The sequence below is a fragment of the Weissella oryzae SG25 genome, from assembly GCF_000691805.2.
Classification (GTDB): Bacteria; Bacillota; Bacilli; order Lactobacillales; family Lactobacillaceae; genus Weissella; species Weissella oryzae.
This window is the reverse complement of record NZ_DF820494.1, coordinates 28,751-46,281: the sequence shown is the minus strand read 5'-3', so window position 1 is coordinate 46,281 and position 17,531 is coordinate 28,751. Positions and strand designations below refer to the sequence as shown.

At 34.6% G+C, this 17,531-nt stretch carries 21 protein-coding genes; 9 read left to right on the top strand and 12 right to left on the bottom strand.

Features of this window, described 5'->3' with window-relative positions; all coding sequences use genetic code 11:
* Window positions 1–322: 322 nt before the first annotated feature.
* Together TT13_RS08240 and TT13_RS08235 are read left to right on the top strand one after the other, a co-directional pair.
* Window positions 323–1,651 (top strand): Y-family DNA polymerase, encoded by a 1,329-nt coding sequence (locus TT13_RS08240; RefSeq protein ID WP_045477004.1) that lies wholly within the window; start codon window positions 323–325, stop codon window positions 1,649–1,651.
* Window positions 1,644–2,033 carry a hypothetical protein gene (locus TT13_RS08235; protein WP_027699539.1) on the top strand — a complete coding sequence of 130 codons (390 nt, stop codon included), beginning with the start codon at window positions 1,644–1,646 and terminating at the stop codon, window positions 2,031–2,033. The genes TT13_RS08240 and TT13_RS08235 overlap by 8 nt, the downstream gene beginning before the upstream one ends.
* Before the next feature lie 720 nt (window positions 2,034–2,753).
* Here TT13_RS08235 and TT13_RS08230 read toward each other — a convergent pair.
* Window positions 2,754–3,071, bottom strand: a complete 318-nt coding sequence (locus TT13_RS08230) for a hypothetical protein (protein ID WP_190279649.1) — start codon at window positions 3,069–3,071, stop codon at window positions 2,754–2,756.
* A 381-nt stretch (window positions 3,072–3,452) separates the two neighbouring features.
* Between TT13_RS08230 and TT13_RS08225 the strand changes: the two genes are divergently transcribed.
* Window positions 3,453–4,010, top strand: coding sequence for a hypothetical protein (locus TT13_RS08225; protein WP_027699536.1), 558 nt, complete (start codon window positions 3,453–3,455; stop codon window positions 4,008–4,010).
* A 187-nt stretch (window positions 4,011–4,197) separates the two neighbouring features.
* Window positions 4,198–5,715 (top strand): metallophosphoesterase, encoded by a 1,518-nt coding sequence (locus TT13_RS08220; protein WP_027699535.1) that lies wholly within the window; start codon window positions 4,198–4,200, stop codon window positions 5,713–5,715.
* Between the two features lie 208 nt (window positions 5,716–5,923).
* On the opposite strand, the gene TT13_RS08210 is transcribed toward TT13_RS08220, so the two are convergent.
* Window positions 5,924–6,241 carry a hypothetical protein gene (locus TT13_RS08210; RefSeq protein WP_027699533.1) on the bottom strand — a complete coding sequence of 106 codons (318 nt, stop codon included), beginning with the start codon at window positions 6,239–6,241 and terminating at the stop codon, window positions 5,924–5,926.
* Between the two features lie 183 nt (window positions 6,242–6,424).
* On the opposite strand from TT13_RS08210, the gene TT13_RS08205 reads away from it, so the two are divergent.
* On the top strand, window positions 6,425–7,744 hold the full coding sequence (locus tag TT13_RS08205; RefSeq protein WP_027699532.1) for an AbiH family protein: 1,320 nt from the start codon (window positions 6,425–6,427) through the stop codon (window positions 7,742–7,744).
* Window positions 7,745–7,811: 67 nt separating this feature from the next.
* Here TT13_RS08205 and TT13_RS08200 read toward each other — a convergent pair whose 3' ends face one another.
* From TT13_RS08200 to TT13_RS08145, 10 genes are all read right to left on the bottom strand, one after another.
* Window positions 7,812–8,174 carry a DUF3850 domain-containing protein gene (locus TT13_RS08200; RefSeq protein WP_027699531.1) on the bottom strand — a complete coding sequence of 121 codons (363 nt, stop codon included), beginning with the start codon at window positions 8,172–8,174 and terminating at the stop codon, window positions 7,812–7,814.
* A 14-nt stretch (window positions 8,175–8,188) separates the two neighbouring features.
* Window positions 8,189–8,431 (bottom strand): hypothetical protein, encoded by a 243-nt coding sequence (locus tag TT13_RS08195; protein ID WP_027699530.1) that lies wholly within the window; start codon window positions 8,429–8,431, stop codon window positions 8,189–8,191.
* Between the two features lie 418 nt (window positions 8,432–8,849).
* Window positions 8,850–9,146, bottom strand: coding sequence for a hypothetical protein (locus TT13_RS08190; protein ID WP_027699529.1), 297 nt, complete (start codon window positions 9,144–9,146; stop codon window positions 8,850–8,852).
* 537 nt (window positions 9,147–9,683) lie between these two features.
* A complete protein-coding gene (locus TT13_RS08180; protein ID WP_027699527.1) occupies window positions 9,684–10,334 on the bottom strand; it encodes a hypothetical protein in 651 nt (216 codons plus the stop codon).
* 27 nt (window positions 10,335–10,361) lie between these two features.
* Window positions 10,362–10,829: a hypothetical protein gene (locus tag TT13_RS08175; protein WP_027699526.1), complete on the bottom strand. Its 468-nt coding sequence runs from the start codon at window positions 10,827–10,829 to the stop codon at window positions 10,362–10,364.
* Window positions 10,830–11,141: 312 nt separating this feature from the next.
* Window positions 11,142–11,366 (bottom strand): hypothetical protein, encoded by a 225-nt coding sequence (locus TT13_RS08165; RefSeq protein ID WP_027699524.1) that lies wholly within the window; start codon window positions 11,364–11,366, stop codon window positions 11,142–11,144.
* A gap of 30 nt (window positions 11,367–11,396) precedes the next feature.
* Window positions 11,397–11,801: a hypothetical protein gene (locus TT13_RS08160; RefSeq protein WP_027699523.1), complete on the bottom strand. Its 405-nt coding sequence runs from the start codon at window positions 11,799–11,801 to the stop codon at window positions 11,397–11,399.
* 4 nt (window positions 11,802–11,805) lie between these two features.
* Window positions 11,806–12,168 (bottom strand): hypothetical protein, encoded by a 363-nt coding sequence (locus TT13_RS08155; RefSeq protein ID WP_027699522.1) that lies wholly within the window; start codon window positions 12,166–12,168, stop codon window positions 11,806–11,808.
* A gap of 22 nt (window positions 12,169–12,190) precedes the next feature.
* A complete protein-coding gene (locus TT13_RS08150) occupies window positions 12,191–12,457 on the bottom strand; it encodes a hypothetical protein (RefSeq protein ID WP_027699521.1) in 267 nt (88 codons plus the stop codon).
* Between the two features lie 57 nt (window positions 12,458–12,514).
* The gene (locus tag TT13_RS08145; RefSeq protein WP_027699520.1) at window positions 12,515–12,796 is read right to left on the bottom strand and encodes a hypothetical protein; all 282 of its coding nucleotides are present in this window, start codon (window positions 12,794–12,796) and stop codon (window positions 12,515–12,517) included.
* A gap of 391 nt (window positions 12,797–13,187) precedes the next feature.
* On the opposite strand from TT13_RS08145, the gene TT13_RS08140 reads away from it, so the two are divergent.
* From TT13_RS08140 to TT13_RS08125, 4 genes are read left to right on the top strand one after another with little or no spacing between them, the layout of a single operon-like run.
* The gene (locus tag TT13_RS08140; protein ID WP_027699519.1) at window positions 13,188–13,535 is read left to right on the top strand and encodes a hypothetical protein; all 348 of its coding nucleotides are present in this window, start codon (window positions 13,188–13,190) and stop codon (window positions 13,533–13,535) included.
* Window positions 13,519–15,753 carry a toprim domain-containing protein gene (locus TT13_RS08135; RefSeq protein WP_052348600.1) on the top strand — a complete coding sequence of 745 codons (2,235 nt, stop codon included), beginning with the start codon at window positions 13,519–13,521 and terminating at the stop codon, window positions 15,751–15,753. Before TT13_RS08140 ends, TT13_RS08135 begins: the two co-directional genes overlap by 17 nt.
* A gap of 5 nt (window positions 15,754–15,758) precedes the next feature.
* Complete coding sequence (locus TT13_RS08130) at window positions 15,759–16,874, top strand: hypothetical protein (RefSeq protein WP_027699518.1); 1,116 nt, start codon at window positions 15,759–15,761, stop codon at window positions 16,872–16,874.
* Window positions 16,871–17,527, top strand: a complete 657-nt coding sequence (locus TT13_RS08125) for a hypothetical protein (RefSeq protein ID WP_027699517.1) — start codon at window positions 16,871–16,873, stop codon at window positions 17,525–17,527. Before TT13_RS08130 ends, TT13_RS08125 begins: the two co-directional genes overlap by 4 nt.
* Window positions 17,528–17,531: the final 4 nt, after the last annotated feature.

Genomic DNA, 17,531 nt, shown 5'->3' with positions numbered 1-17,531 from the left:
AAAAGTGATTATCAATCATTATTACGTGATCAAAGAAAAGAACTAGAAAATAAAGAATAACATTTCATCAAAATTACACACAAAAAGGCGCAGAGAATTTTAATCTTTGCGCCTTTTTTACAAACATGAAATTCTTTCTATAAATAATTAATTTCAGTTTTTTATATTAGCAATCAGTTGTGAATAAGATATGAATATAAGTGAATAAAATATGATTTAAGCAAAAAATCATATTAAACCTAATTTCCAGGGATTTGCGTTCATGTTTAAACTTGTTATACAATTAATTATATTAATTTAAAACTAATCGGGTGGTAACATTATGGACGTTTCGAACGTAGTACAAAATGAAAAAAGACGTAAAATAATGCTAATTGATTCGAAAAGCTTTTACGCTAGTGTCGAAAGTGTTTCGTTAGGGCTTAATCCTTTAAAATCCTTTCTGGTTGTTATGAGCCGGCAAGAAAATACGAATGGCGGGCTGGTCTTAGCAGCTTCTCCTAGAGCAAAAAAAGAGTTAGGTGTTAAGAACGTAATGCGCCAACGTGACGTACCAAAGGATCCACGTTTGATTATTGTGAATCCACGTATGAACTTATATATTGCAATGAATAAGAAAGTTAACGATATTTTCCGTCAATATGTAGCTGAAGATGATTTGCAATTGTATTCAATCGACGAGTCAATCTTAGATTTAACGCCAAGTTGGACCTATTTAAAATCTAAATTTGGTAATGATTTAACCATGCATAAACTGGCACGGATTATTCAACTTCATGTCAAGCGAAAGCTTGGGTTGTACCTTACGGTTGGTATTGGTGACAGCGTTGCGATGGCTAAAATGGCCTTGGACATTGAATCCAAACATAACCATTCTTTAATTGGTGAATGGTCGTTTGAAGACCTACCAACAAAGTTGTGGCCAATCAAAGAATTAGATGAAGTGTGGAGTATTGGTCGGCGTACAGCTAAGACGTTAAATAAACTTGGTGTCTTCAGCATGGGAGACTTAGCTCGAATGAATCCTTACTATCTAAAGAAAGAGCTGGGTATTCGCGGTGAAGAGTTATTTGCTCTTGCATGGGGAGTTGATCGCAGCATTGTAGCCAAAAAGTACCATGTTAAAGACGGTAATATTTCTAATAGCCAGGTGTTACCCCGCGATTATGTTAAGCGCTCAGAGATTGAAAATGTTATCCGCGAGATTAGAGAGCAAGTAGCTTCGAGATTGCGAGCTAAACATAAAAATACGGGTGTCGTGTCACTTTATGTGGGCTTTTCCTATGCAGCAAGCCAGGATAGTAACCGTTCAGGTTTCAGTGCACAAATGAAAATAGAAAGCACTAATCGTTCGCAACCAATCGTGCAAGCTCTTTGGCAAATATTTGATGCACACTATGATAAAGAAGTGGTTAGAAATCTTGGGGTTTCTGCTGGAAAATTAACACCTGATGGGCATGAACAAATGGATTTATTTATCGCACCCAATAAACAGGTTGAAGCTAGTTTATTAGAAAAAACGATTGACGAGATTAGAGCAAAATACGGCGTCACTTCATTAGTGAAATTATCCTCTTTGGGCCAAGGTGGTACGATGATTAACCGTGCTGGGCTTGTTGGTGGTCACAATGGTGGTAATGCGTATGGATAATGACGAGGAACAATTTACCTTTGAACGCGCTAAGTACTATTTTGAACACGACTACCAGGATCGTGGCATGGTGAAATGGCAGGGCTATTATTTGTCTGACCACACTGAAGATGTTAGTAAGTATTCAGCCAAACGTGCTGCTCAGATACAACAAAAAGCCATGCCTGAAATGTCACTTGAGGAAATCAGTAAAATTTTGTTTGAAGCTTACGCGAAACATAGACAGGTCCAGATTCAAGAACGTGCACAAACCATTACTGGACTAAAGCCGCCAATTATTGAAGGACTAGTGCTAGGCTTCGATGACGAAAATGTGTATATTGGAGATAGTGCCGTTAACTTTGAAAGGTTAATGTGGGCTAGTTTTAAAATAATGGTCTAGATTGTGAAAGTGACCTAAAAATCAATGGTATACGATGAGGTGTACCCCAAAAGTTGTAGTAAAATTAGTATACCAAAATATTGGTATACTAAAGAAAAATTTCATTAAAGTAGTCAAAAAAATCCGTAAGCAAACCAACTACGGATTTTTATTTTTGGGGTTTAGATCTATTTGAATATAGAATATTTTGCGAGTAGGATTACCACTCTTTCTAAAATTTCTAATTCTTCCTTTGAATTTGAGCTTTTTAAATTCTTTATCTGTAATAATTCTGCATGTTGCATCTTTAAAAACAGGAGTACCTTGTATAACCCGGTGTCTAATTGAATCAAAAGATACCTCATATGGAATAGATAATTCTCTAAATGATTTTCTCGCATAATAAAATTTAATCATAGAATCTTTAAAATCAGAGAAATACTATTTTGTTGTCTTTCGTCTTTTCATAAAAAACTACTATACTAAAAATTGACAGATACGAATAAAATTGGTCTATATTTTTAGTATAGGAGCAGTGGAAGTGTACAAATTATATATTAGGAATTAGTCATATATCCAATAAACATGAATAAGATGACAAGCAAAGCAATGGCTAAGAATAACCTGTGATTCATTTTTTTCTCTTTTGCGTCTAATAAAATTTTTTCTTTTTTATTTAATTTTCTTTTTTGAATTTCAACAGTTTTTTTCTGAAATTCGAAAAATATAAACTCCACCCGATTAATATAAAAAAGGCAACATTTGAAGAGGTATGCCGGTATTGTAGGAAGTTGGTAGAATTGAAACATCTGGAAGTAAATTTACACTCAAAAAAGCACTAGGAATTAGTAGTATAGAACACGTTGTAAAGAAAGACTTTAACGTATCTATATTCAGATTATTTTTAAAAAGTTTCTTTTCTAATGTACCTTCTAGATAAAAATAAATAATAAATTGCAAAATAATGAATATAAATAGCGTTATAAATGCTGGTGGATTTTCTAAAAAATCGTTTAGTAATCTTTGAGTATTATTCATTATTTCATCTCCAAATGTCATCTTGTTCAATTAAAGTGTTAAAATATATCTATCAATGAGTACATCATTTATGTATAAATTTAATGATATTTATTTCATTAAATATTGATAGTAACTTTTATATGTATGATTTGTAGTGGTGCCATGGTAGTTACGATGCTATTCTTTACTTGAGGGCAATGTTTATGACCTTAAAATTAGAAAATATAATCGAAACAGATAATACTTGCACTGGGACTTATACGGGTTGGACTGCAAGATATAACAGATCTTTTAAATAATAACGATACTACGTTTAAGATGGATCAGAAAGGTATTTCATTTTATGATGGGAGAAAAAATTTAAAAAATGGACAGATATTGAAGATATAGGATTATTTAAACGTAGGTAGGAATATTTAAATGAACGTTGACACAACACCTAAAGTTGCTGAAAAAACATTGAAACTAATTGTCTTTTTTTGGTGTATATTTCAATCTATTGTCGTATGCATGTATCTCTCAACATTCGCTAACACGGTTCTTGGGTTGATGTTAAGCTCACTAATTTGGCAAATAATGACTGAATTAGGTTATGCACTCGCAAATTATTTGGGATATCGTTCAACGGCGAAGGGAAAAACTGTTTCTAATGGAAAAGGCGGGCGTATACCATTCCCAGATTTCATTCCAAACTCTTTTGATTACATAACACAACTTTCAAATTTGACAAAAAAAGAAAAACTAATGAGAATCTTTTTTTCATTATCTTGTTCGATCATTCTTGGAATACTCGGAATTTTGGGATTAGGAATACTTGGCACGTCTGATGAAAACCCATTATTTATCTTCGGTTGGCTCATCTTATTCTATTTATTAATTGTTATCTGGAAGATATATCAAAGACTGTTTTCAAAAATTTTCAAATTAAAGATTGCATGGTATGAAAATTCGCGACCAGTATTTAAAAGTAAAATTTAACTTTCGTCAACAAAATATTCCACGTATGTACAATAAAAAGGCCAGGACGTATTTATTTGCACCCTGGCCTTTTTATTGTGAAATTTTTTCGATTCCAAAGATAGCATTAAATATTTATATAAAAATAACAAGTATGTGATGTATAATTTATATGGAATATGAAAGGATTTTAGTTATGAGTAACAGCATGATTATTCAAGCATTAGATTTTACTGACCACATCAGGTACATAAGCGACTTACATATTGATCATGTTAAAAATGATAATCTGAATCTAATTACCGTGAGAGAGGAAAACCTAATCAAATATTTGATTAAAAATAACTCAAACACGTTTATATTTGCAGGTGATCTATATGATGACTATGAACTTACATTAGCATTTATTATGAAGCTGGAAGGCTTACACATTAATTCATACTTCGTTCTCGGCAATCATGATTATTGGAGTATTCGAGCCCCAAAATCCTATCAAGAGGTCATTAAATATATTGAAACAATGACAAAAAAAAATCAATTCGCACATTTCTTACATACAGGTGTTTCATATAAACTTGGAAAATTAACCATTATTGGTGATTCGAGTTTTACCAACTTTGGTTATGACCATCAATTTACCACAGAGGTAACAGATGGTTTTTCCTGGTATTATAAACCAAATTTTTTTGCTGACACATCAGACTTCACAAACGTGCTTCCAGAAATCACACAAAACTTAGTCAAGAACTGGAATACAACTGATATTGCAGAACTCCACAATAAATGGGTAAATTTTGCTAAGGATAAAATCCACGAAAATAACCCATTATTAATCGTAACCCATTGGCCAATGAGAGTTACAAGAGATTTCCCGCAAGCCCCACAAGATTCCTGGTGGAATGTGGAAACAGATCGAAGGATTTTAAAAGGGGATTTTTGGCAAATTTTTGGACACACACATAAAGACGCGAAATACATCAACAATAATAATATAGCCAGACAGGTCGGCTATAAAGAACAGAGTGATTTTTCAGAAATTGATTCCACATGGTTCGGCGAATTAGATAAATATTTCCTAACCACTGAACTTCAAACATCACCAGAACTATTAGTTAAAAAATCTCTCACGCTATCTCCAGCACCTGCTAGTGAAAGAACTAAAGTCATGCGAAGAGGCTATGCTAGAGCAGGGAACGATGTGAATAAAACTATCTTGATAAACTATCTAGATAAAAAAGAAGAATTTTTACTTGATATTAAAAATAAACTACACCCATCAACTGTATACGCTGGATATAGTAATCCTGATGCAATAAAAGTAAATGAAAATATTGATCTAGCGTCTGCTGCAGTCGATATTCTAGAACAAGGGTACTCGAATAATCCGTTTGAATTTATCACCGCACTAATAATTACCGGCTATATATATTCAGGAATGATGTTTAAACTTGATTCAATGAGAAAGGTTGATATCTACGACATTGCAAGATACACATTTATCTTACAAACGCTACTTCATTTCAAGGACGAGCTTGACCTGTCAAAAACAATCAAAATTAGAAAATCAACACGTAAAAATTCTCAATTCCACATCGCCGGTGTCGAGATTAAAATACCAAATATAAATGGCAAAGAGCTATCTCAAAATGAATTGGAAGGCGTAGCTGATCGATTAAAATTATCATTTAGCCTAGGAAAAAATTTTGTGATTGAAAATAGAACCTAATTTTAAAGAAGAAACATTCCCGTGTAATAGTTTGTTAATCGTTACTCTAATCTCAAATATTTAAACAAAATGAAGTAACCATAATTTAAAGCTTCATTTTGAATCCTTAACCGTGTGTTTTCGACTTTTAACTTTGTAAGTTCATTACTTTGAAAGAAATCTTTATTAGACTTCATAGTTTCTTTTTTAACTCCTGAATTCTTTCTAATTAAGCCAAGCGGACCATCTTTTTCGTACATTTTCTTCCACTTAGAAACTGTTCCAAAACTAGTATAAAATATTCAGCAATTTCTTCAGGAGTCGCATCGTTCTCAATTGACCATTCAGTGATTTGTAGACGAAGCTCAGGTGTCATCTTTGGCGGGCATAGTAATCCAACGTCGCCACGTCCTTTATGAACTGCAACATATAATCTAATTAATTCAACACTCATGCGATGTTTTTTTGATAAACTTGTGAGAGTGCTTAGGTGTTCTAAATATTCATGAACAACATCAATTTTTTCTTGTGCGGAATGCTTTTGCATAATAAATTACCCCAAAAAATTATAGAATTTACTACAACTTTTTGGGGGTACACGTCACGAAGATTATGAAAAGGCTGAAATCAGTTTGTGAATCGACTGAATTTCAGCCCAAGCTATAAACGTCGGTAAATCAACAACTATTAATAATAGCAGTTATGTTAAGTAGAAATGGTATAGGTTAAAATGCAAGATACAGAAAAAATACAACCAGTAAAAGATCTATTAATTATTGGTAATGGATTTGATTTAGAAGCTAAATTAAAAACAAGTTATGCTGATTTTTTAGAAATAAAATGTGGAAAATTATTTGATGAAGATAAAATCGATGATCAAGAATATGCAAAATTAAATGTTCTCAAAAACCTTAGTAAAGAAATATCTAAACGCCTTAAAAATTATGATTATGGGCAAGCTGTTAGTACCATTAATCCATATATTACTGCACAAAGTCTTGATGAACTAATGACAAAAATCAATGATAAAAAAATGTCTGTCTGGGAGATTTTATTGATTTTTAAGAGTAATTCGACTGAAAATTGGTATGATGTGGAATCTTTGATCGAAAATATTGTAAATACAAGCCATTCATTTATTGCTGATGTTACAAATTTTTATAACTATAAAATTGGAAAAGTGAATGAACTAGGCCATTCTTCTGATGAAGCTTTTTTAATTTTTTCTTATTGGGCTTCAAGTACTGGAAAAATTGGTACAAAGATTACAAAGTTATCTATGTTGTATGATTCAGAAATTTTAGAGTGGTTAAATGAGCAATTAACTTTATTTCAAGAAAGATTTAAAGAATATATGAGAATTTTAGTGCCACAATTAGATGAAAATAGTTATGAAACGGTTACAGCAGATTATGCTGAACAGGCATTTAAAATATTTGCTAACGTTTCAGGAGAATTTGAAGGAACTGAGATAAATCTCTTGAATTTTAATTATACTCAACCAAACCTATATAGACATTTGGTTTCGAATGCGATTGCAAAAGCTTCTCCTCAAAAAATTTATTCAAAAAATGTCCACGGTAAGATATCAGATAAAGATAACCCAATTATATTTGGAATTGATAATGCCAATATTGATCCCAATAAAACTGAAGTTAACTTTACTAAAGCATTCAGGACATTAAGTGAGTCATCTGCTAAACGCTTTGGTGAGATAGATAACAGTCAGGTGAAAAATATTGTATTTTTTGGACATTCACTTGGCAGGGCGGATTATGGATATTTTTATAAAGTATTTAATGACGTAGATTTGTTAAACTCAAGAGATGTTAATCTCATTTTTTATTATAATGATTCGTATATAAAAGATGATGCTAATATAGAATTATGGAAAAAAAAGAAAGAAAAAGTAGTATATACTCAAAAACTAGCTATTTTAAGGTTACTGGAAAGTTATGCAGAATGGGTACGTAGAGATAGATTAAGGGCAAAGACTGTACTATCTGAATTACAGTCACAAATCAAAATTGTTAAATATAACTCTCATTAATTAGAAGTTAAACATAACATGATTATAGTATAGCTACGTTGTAACGATTATCTAATTGCCACTATGTTTACACTGAAATATGTTTAAAACTATATTCTAACTTTGCCAACAAAAAGCTCCTACGTTTGTATTGTGTAATCTTCTTAAAATTTAAAACAACCAAATTGTCAGATTTTTCAATTGGGTCAACGTAAGTTATATCAACTAGAATTCCGTTTGAAAAAATTGGTCGCTGAGTTATTTTCTTAAATGTGTGTTCAAATGGGTCATAGTTTAAATAGGTTTTATCAACCTTTGAATAAGGCAGTATTAACAGTGAATCACAATTTTCATAGCTGAAGTCATTTACACAGACTTCAGCTTTTTTTGACCCATTGTTAATTGCTAAGAAAGCTTCGGGTTTAACTTTAAGTACATTAATTTTTGACATGTTAATACTCCAGTTTATTTATTTTCGTTTAGTGCGGCTTTAATAATAATTACGCCTGCAATGACGATAAATAGTAATAACAAGCCAGCAATGACAAGCAATTTTTCCAATCCAAAGATAAGAAATAAAATAATGACTAAGGTGAGCGGGAATGTAAACCTTCTAAGAATGAAGAACGCATGAACTAGGCCAATTAGAAGCCCAAAAAAGCCACCCGTAATAATTCCTACAATAGCGATTAATATTAATGCAAGCATACTTTTTTCCTCCATAGTTTTTAGTATGTATGAATCCCACTACGGGGTGAGATTCATCTTAGTTCCCATTTTTTATTTATTAAAGGGGGTTGTTTAGAACAAATAGAATGGGGGTTGGAAACTAAGGCGATCTTTACGGCAGCCACTTTCCAAAATATGTATGAGCCCATAATTAGGGCTAATTCTTAAAAGTGACGCGAATACCTCTTCTCCTCCAATAACGTGAATAGAAATCCCGACCAATTAAGATGAATAAATATTTGACTAGCTTAAATAGGACTTCAACAAGCCCATACAAGAGGAATGCACTACAGATGCCAATGAAAAATAAAGCTAGAAAAATTGCAGCAGAATCTTGGTTTGCATTTTGAAGTGTTACTAAGTAGTTTGAAAACATATTTGTCATAAGTAATCCTTTCTATTCAACTATTTCCCAGCTTTCTGAGAGCCAATTAATTAAATTATTTAATCGGTTTAAAAATGATACTTCAGCCATTACCACGTCGTTGTGATCAATACTTCTTGAAAATTGAGTTGCTATGATTCTGAGTAAGAAATAGTACTGCTCTAAAGCGATGCTTTGTTCAGAACAGTGGAGTCGTAAAGTTGTTGGTGAAAAGTGCTCACTTGTAATCTTCAGAGTTACGTTACTGTCAACGATGTCTACTGTAATTTGATAACATTGCTGAGGAGTTTGAATTGTAAGTTCAACCATAGTATTTTGTCCTATTCGCCGCATATTAGTAAAAACTGTTCTAGTTGAATCGCTTTAATTAGATCCGACAAATTTGAAAAGTAGAATATTTGTTCTGAATGTCCTATTCTCAATATTTTAGAAAAGAAGGTTATAGATAAATAATTTGTCTGAGTATCTTCACTTTTTTGAGCAAAAAAATGCTTGTTAGACGTTTCCAAAACCTCGTATCCTTCGAGAGTGAAGAGTTTATTTACACTATTTTTCATTAGCTTTATAGACCTCATAAAAACCTTTCTGAAAGCTTTTTTACTTGCTTAATAATTATTTCGTTTTGACAGGAGGACCATAACCTAATCAGTAAATATAACAAGGGCGGCTTGCCGTGCATTTACCCTTGTTATATTTACTAGTTGGACTTAGTACTTTAGTACTTAGTCCAACTGATTGGGTTATTGTTTGGATGGCAAAAAAGAAATATTAAGTAAGTGAAAAGTTGCAGGTAAAGTCAGTTTGAGCCCCGCTTGCGGGGACTGGGGAGGGTAGGGCAAAGCCCTATTATTTTAGAGTTGGTCTGATGGCTTTGTTCAGTTCAGATAGGCGAGCTGGTGTATCTAGCGCAATTTCATAATGTTTCATAAATGACTTATACCCGACGTACCAATCATTATCAATAAAATTACTAAAGCTGTTGTGCCATTCTTGTAATGAGATGGCTAAACCAGCTTTTTTATTTCCCTTTGCTTGGCAAATTCCACGGAAAAAGTGTGTTTCACCATTGATTAAACGAAAGTCGCCACACTCACACTCAAATACAACGTTTAAAATGGCGGTTTGGTAGCCTTGTTCATTGTTGCCAAATTTATCAGGGTTAAATATTAACCTTTGACTTTCATTCATTGCGATATTGTTTTTTTGGAACAGCTCGCCAAAATTGGCGTCACCTTGATAGCCTATAAATTGAACGGCGGGTGTGAGCAGTTGAGTAGCTTGGGTTATTGTATTATTGCTATATCCAGAGTTAGTAGTGACAACGCCTTTTGCAAAACTCATTACTATGTCTAAGAAGTGCATAGGCATTACACGACCCCAGCCCCAGCTATAATGAAAGGCTTGGTAAATGGTGTCGTAAGGCTTGTCACCTTTGTTGAATGAATCCATATTTTCAAATATATTGATTGCGATAAGTAATTGTGTGCGTTCTCCCATGATGAAGCCTCCTAATGACTAAGTGTTCTAGTGCCCCAAATACATATTCTCTTGACTTTGCTTTGCAATTTCCTGATTGGTGTAAGGGCGTAACCAACTTGTCGACCGTAACCGTTGATTATCTAAATAGGTATGAGGTTCGCGATTACGATATTTATTTTTAGAAATTGCGTAAACGGTATGCTGATTAAATGCGATAACCGTATTTTTATACGAACCAACTACTTTGATATTTTCATAATTAGTCTGTTCGTAACCCCATGGGTTAATCCTATAAAATTCTGGAGTATCAAAAAAAGTAATCGAATTAAAAAGTGTTTCTGCAGTTTTATAAGCTGCTTCATGACTTTTAACAAAGGCTGTCGAGTCCCGTTTAGACGCTGCTAAACGATAGTCACTAAGTAAAGCTGCAACTCCAATAATTTGCTGCTTAGTTTTACCAGCACAGAGTTCGATAAAATATTTTGCTTCGTCGTTTATTAATTTGGTTGCCATGATTGAACCCTCCTAAAGCTCAAAATAAATTATTGAGTAGTAGATTTCACTGCCTGGTGGAATTTACAAGGATTGATGGCATATGGTTGTAGTAACACAAGGGGCGGTACGCCCGAAGGCTTGCCCTTGTGTTACGTTCCGCTCTTGTGTGCTTTGCACACTTAGTGCGGCACCATGTGCCATAATGACGCAGGAAATGGAACAGGGTAGTGAGATATACATAGATTATGTATTTTTGGTGGCTTTGGGAGTGAATTTATTTGAACCCCGCTTGCGGGGACTGGGGCAGGTAGGGCAAAGCCCTAATCCTAGTTAGTTAGGATAAAGTGTTTGCCAATCATACACTTCTAAAGTGTTCTGCTCGCTTTCTGCCATTACTGAAGCAACTTGTAAATCGTCACTGTCTAAAACGATTTTTTCAGCGTGATAATACTTTTTCGCAAACTCATAAAAATCAGTGCTTTCAGGCAACTCAACTGTTACAGCTTTGGTGAGTATTTCTTCAAAAGTAAAGGTAACCGGTATCTTTTTAACCATAATTACTTATTCCTATACTTATTCTTGCGATTACGCTAAGCCATGCTTCATAGTATCGTTAAACCAACTCAAAATATCACGGTCTAAGACTTTAGGAAGCTTATTAGCTTCATACATATCAGAAGTAACAGTTAGTGCTTGGTACTGTTCAGCCGTCAGACTGTTAGGCTTAATGCCTAAATCAAGCAGTAGTAAAGCTTGAAAGAAAAGGCGGGGACTTTCTTTCTTTAAACTAGTTAATGTGTTGTATATAACTTCAACTAATTTAACACTTGTTGCGGTTTCCATTACTTCTTCAATCTGTTTACCTAACATTGCTTTATAATGCTTAGCTGGGACTTTAGTTTCGTTATAAGCAAAGGTCATATTTGAGATTGATTGAGACATTTTTGCTATGGGTTCTTTAGCAAAGTCATCATAGAGAGTTCTAGTCATTTTTTTACCACCATTCCGTATAAGTAAGTTTTTCATCTTCTGCCATATTGTTTACTATTGGTTTCAGATTTTTCAGTGTGTCTTTAAGTTCTGCAAAGTAATAGTTATCGTAATCAGTTGACCCAAAGAAGAAACCATTTTGTGTTGGTAATAATCTTGAAGCCATTGAGTTATCATCTAAAACGCTCTTAATATCAATTAAAAGGGCGTTTAGTTCTACCTTTGAAAGCTCACAGGTAACATTGGAATCTTTATCAGCGTTTGCCTGTGTTACTATCCAGTTTCGAATTTGGTTAGCCTTACGCCAGTACATTAACTTTTTAGCCTTTTTATCATTTCCTGACATTAACCACATATCTAAGCCCATGTTTTAATTCTCCTATTCTTTGTTATTCAATTTCGAAAGTAAATGATTCAGTATCGTTAAAAAGACGGAAAGAATTTTCTTGGCAATAAAACCAAAGCTCAACTTCATGAATTTTTTTTGTCAACTCGGCTTCATCGTTAGTACGCCAAAGAGAAACCTTTAATTTATAAGAGTTCTTACTATCTAATTTAGCTTTTAATGCTAACCCAAACGGCAAATAGTATGGTTCTTCAGCCAAACCTTCAAGCATTTCTAAAACGTACACAAATAATGACTCGTTATTTTCCATAAGAAACTCCTAACTAAAATAGTTGTAAAACGTGCATACCTAAACTTGCAAAATGATTTATCGAATGTACTTCATCACAAACGTAATAATGTCAGTTGCGTTGAATAGATTTATAAATTTATTTTGATAACAGTACCAGTGTGTTACTTCTCGAATTTTAAATTCTAATTGGTGTGCATCATTGACTGCCCATAAAGAAATCGTTAATTTGCCGTATTTGTCCGGTTTTTCATCTGCTTTTAATGCAACTCTGCCGGGTAAAAACATTGGCTTTTTACCTTCATTCTCAACAAATTTTTTTGCACGACTAAATAAGCTCTCTGTAAATCTAGTGCCCATTAAAATAACCCCCTTGAATAATATTTGTCATTCGACCTTCAGCAAGCCACACCCGCTGTGACTAATTGTTTGTCGTTGTGACAGGAATTTAATTTCATGGGGCGGTTCGATGTACAAGGGCGGCTTTAGCCGTGCATTTACCCTTGTACATTGAACTAGAGTGTCTTATGAATTAATTCATTAGACACTCTGGCCCATGAATTAATTGGAGGGCACAAAGACGATTAGTCATAGTGGGTGTTTGCGGTAGTAAATTTGATCCCCGTTTGCGGGGTCTGGGGCCAAACGGTTATAACAATTGAATAATGCCAAAAAAAAAGCGGACTTTTTTGTCACGCTTTTTTATTTTGTTATTTTTAACCTGTTAAAAAATATATAGGGGTGTGAAATTATGACAAAAAATGTATCTCAAGCAACATTGAACAAGTACCGTAAGAATTTAACTGAGCTCAAGAAGGCTGAAAAAGCTGTCGCTGCCAAGAAAAAGCAACAAGACGCTTTGAAATCAGACATGGCACGTGCACTTGGTTTTGAGGTGTTGGAGATTTTAGAAACTGATGATTTTGAGGTTGCTTTTGAAAAAGTAAAAACTCTCAAATCAGTCAAAATTAGTGAGAATATGTATGATCGAACTTTAAATTCTAGTGAGCTTTCTACATCTGAAGAAACAAAGAAGGCATTTGAATTTGTAAAACAAGTGGAGATTAAGGAGGCTTCTGGAAATGGCCAAATTAACTAAAGAACAGTGGGCTCAGTTAAAAGAACTGCCAATCCTTGGTTATCTTGACTATAAAAGAATTCCTTATACGAGAGACTCAAGTCGTTGGTACAGGTTAGAAGAGCCTGACAGTTTGGTAATTGATGCCCAAAAAAATACATTTCGGCGTTATTCCAACCAAGCTAGTGGCGATCTTGGTAATTTCATCAGTGAATATGAAAGAGTGAGCCCTTCGCAAGCACTATCTAGATGGCTAGATTATGCACGCAATACTTCATCGTTAGGAGACGACTTTAAGGAAAAATATAAAGTCAATGCAGAACCTGACTACGATTTTGATTGGTCTAAAATCAAAAAATCAAACACTACTGAAATTGGTCGAAATTATCTTATTAATGAACGTAAGATGAATCCAAAGTTTGTTGATCGTTTATTTGAAAATGGGTACGCATTTGAAGGGAAGCCATATAAGGACTCAACTACTGAGTCAAAGGTGAGGTTACAAGCACCTATTTATTTCCCCTGGCGTGACGAAAATAACAATATTGTTGGAGCTGATCGTCAAGGTACGACTGTGAATTTTGAAAAATATTCGAAACGAGGCACTGAAAAGAAAATTCAAAGAGGTAGTAATAGTGAATACGGCTATAATCTGAAATTTGGATCAGGTGCTGATAAGTTGATTGTTTTTGAAGCACCTATTGACCTACTTAGTTATGTCCAACAAAACATTAAAACTTTGGGTAAAGAGAACACAACGGTTATGGCTTTATCTGGATCGAGTTACCAAAAGGTATTTAAGCAATTACAGCGTATGGATTCAGAATACGGCAAGGTCATTGATAAATTGGTGATTGCTACAGATAACGATTTAACAGGTTACCGTGTTGCAAACAATTTTAATTTTGATAATGACATGCTTACTGTCACTCGCCAAATTCCAGTTAGCGGTAAGGACTGGAACGATCAGTTAAAAGCTGGGGTGACAGGTATTAATGAATTTTCGATTAAAGAAAGTAAGCTAAGGCTCGATTCATTAGAAGACATTGCCAAGCAAGACAAGCTTGCAAAAGAAGTTGCAAAGTCAAGTACCGCGCTCAAAGATGATGCTCAAGTCTTAAAGAATAACTCAAAAGGCGAGCGGAAACTTACTCCTGATGAACGTAGGATTCAAACTCGTAAGGCCAATGAAAAGATACTTACTGACGCTATGGCAAAAGTGGCTAAGTTTCAACGTGATCCAAAGGAAGTTCGTAAGTACTTAGATTTCATTTCTAAGGGTGGTGAATATTCTTCTCGTAATTCAATGTTAATTTACGCACAACACCCTGACGCAAGCTATGTAAAGGGCGCAAAACAATTCAAGAATTTAGGCTTCTATCCTAAAAAGGGTGAGAAAGCCATGCGTATTTTAGGGGCTCCTAAAGTAAGCACATTCATCGTTGATGAGAAGGGTGATCGAATTCCAATGAGTAAGGCTTCTGAACAGCAGAAGGCTCTGGTTAAGGAAGGCAAACTCCAAACTGGAGAGTTCAAGCATTACCCAATCATTACCGTGTTTGACGTTAAGCAAACAACGGCAAAAGAATCTGATTTACCAAAATTATTAGATAACCGTGGTTTTAACTTACAAACCAATTTAGAGGCTGACCAAGTTGAAGCGGCTTATAAATCGTTAGCTAAATATGCAGAAACACTTGGAGTACAAGTCATTGATAAAGATAATGATAAGTATTTTGAAAGGGAGCGTATATCTAATTCAGGTCGTGCAAAGGGCTTCTATGCGACTAGTAAAAAGGACCCAACTGATCAACGTATCTTTATCCGACAAGATTTACCGATGACAGACAAAGTGGCGACACTAGCGCACGAAGTTGGACATGCTAGTTTGCACAATACAGCGGCAGGAAATGCTTTTCCTCGGGAAGTTAAGGAATTACAGGCAGAAATGACTAGTTATGTAGTCTTAAAGCATATTGGTATTGAACCTGGCGAAATGTCTGAAAAGTATATGCACGATTGGACGAACGGAATGAAAAATATTAATGATCCAAAAGGTTTGGTACTGGGGCAAATCACTCAAGCGAGTACACGCATTACAAATAATCTGGATGCCGATATGGCAAAGATATTGGATACTAAGCCAACAATCCGGAAAAACCCGGCAATTAGACAAAATGAACAAGTAATGATGAATGAATCTAGCGAAAAGATGGCAGCAAAAGGACGTACGAGGTAATTACTATGAATTTTAAAGACGTGGCAACTCAACTTAGCAAAAGGTTACAAGGATTGAAAGCCAATGAAATTTTGAAGCAACCCGAAAGTATTGAAGCTGAATTTGGATTTCTAAAAAATAATGTTTCACAAATTTTGTCTACTCGTGGAGAAAGAGTTGCTTTTGAATATTTTGAACCTTGGGAATTGCATGAGTTATTCAAGATTGCCCAGGACAAAAAAGATGTTCGTTGGCTTGATGCACAGTACTTTATTAAAGATGAACTAAATATTCCAGCAGGTGAACAAGCATTTTCTTATCAACGACCTGAAGATATGAAAGTAACAACGGTAATTATCAATGGTACAAAATCGACGTCTGATGAATTCGAATCCACTGCCGGAGCACTTTTGAATGCAACTGGAAAAGTGAACGCTACCGTTATCCATGCAGCTGAAGATGAGTTCATGAAAAGCATTAAGGGAGGGTGGAACGAACAAGTCTACTCTTCAGAAATGCGAGAAATTATTTATATGAAGGCACGTGAAATAGAAATTGAAAAATCTAATAGCAAATTTAATCAGGAATTTGGATTTTTGAAGGAAAAAACGCCGGAAATACTTCGTAGTCATGAAGGTTTAATTGACAACAAATATGGTGACAAGTTTGTGGATCTTCTAATGGTTGCAAATACTTACGGACTAGAGGGTAAGGGTGGTGGTCCAAGAGGAGCTAATCCGTGGCAACCACTTGCCGTAAAATTCCTAGCAAACGATCTGGGGTTAAAAGATCAGGAATTATCATTTGCCTATCAACATGGCAATGTGCTTGAAAATGGGAAAGGCGTGTTTTACGCAATAAAAATTCAACCAGCAGACTTTAAAAAAGCAGATTTCGATTACGAATTAAAGGGTTTTGATTATGCCGAAAGTGCCATTAATTTTGCAAATGGAGTAACGACAGTTCCAAAAGGGTCAAAAAAAGACAATTTAAATCCTAATCCTACAGCTAAAGGATATGAAGACAATTCACTGTCTTACGAGAAAGCTAGAGTTACAGAAAATCCAGCTTTAAAGGCTAGCAGCAACATTTTAACTAATCAAAATGAAAACAATACAAGTAAACGAGGTCGCAAAATATGATTACTGAGTTAACAGGTACCTTCAATATTATCGTTAAGAAAAATGGCTACGTCAGCATGCAGTTCAGTACTAAAGAAGATGGTCAAGAATATGTGGTTGTAGTTAGGGAAATTGATTATCCAACAATGTTTCCAGCAGGTGATCCAGAATTTAATGATGTTTATGACATTAAAATTGAACAAGCAAACCCGCCTGCATGGGTTCTAAAAGAAGCAACTTTAGCAATGAAGACTGAAGATATTATCTTTGCAGATGAGATCCCAGGCATTGATGGATTATCACAAATTGATGAAACGGGAGTAATTAATATGGATTTACAAAAAGCAGCTTTGCTACGTGATGAAAGAATTAAAGAAATTAATGAGGATACAGAGCTAATCAATAGTGTGCAAGCTATGCGACAAGCTGATGAATCTAGACTTGAAGAGATACCAAAACAAGCTGCTTCACGAGGAGCTGAGACCTTCTTAGGTGATTTTGACGGTGTTGAGCCAGTTAACCCAACGACACCAACACCTGAACAACCTATCTTAGATTCTTCTTCTATTGGTATTGACGCGCGTGAGGGCCGTAAAAAGACATTAGATGCTTACCGACGAGATGAGCCAAGCGATGATACCATGACTGCTGACTCCGATGATTTTCCAATGTAAGTGC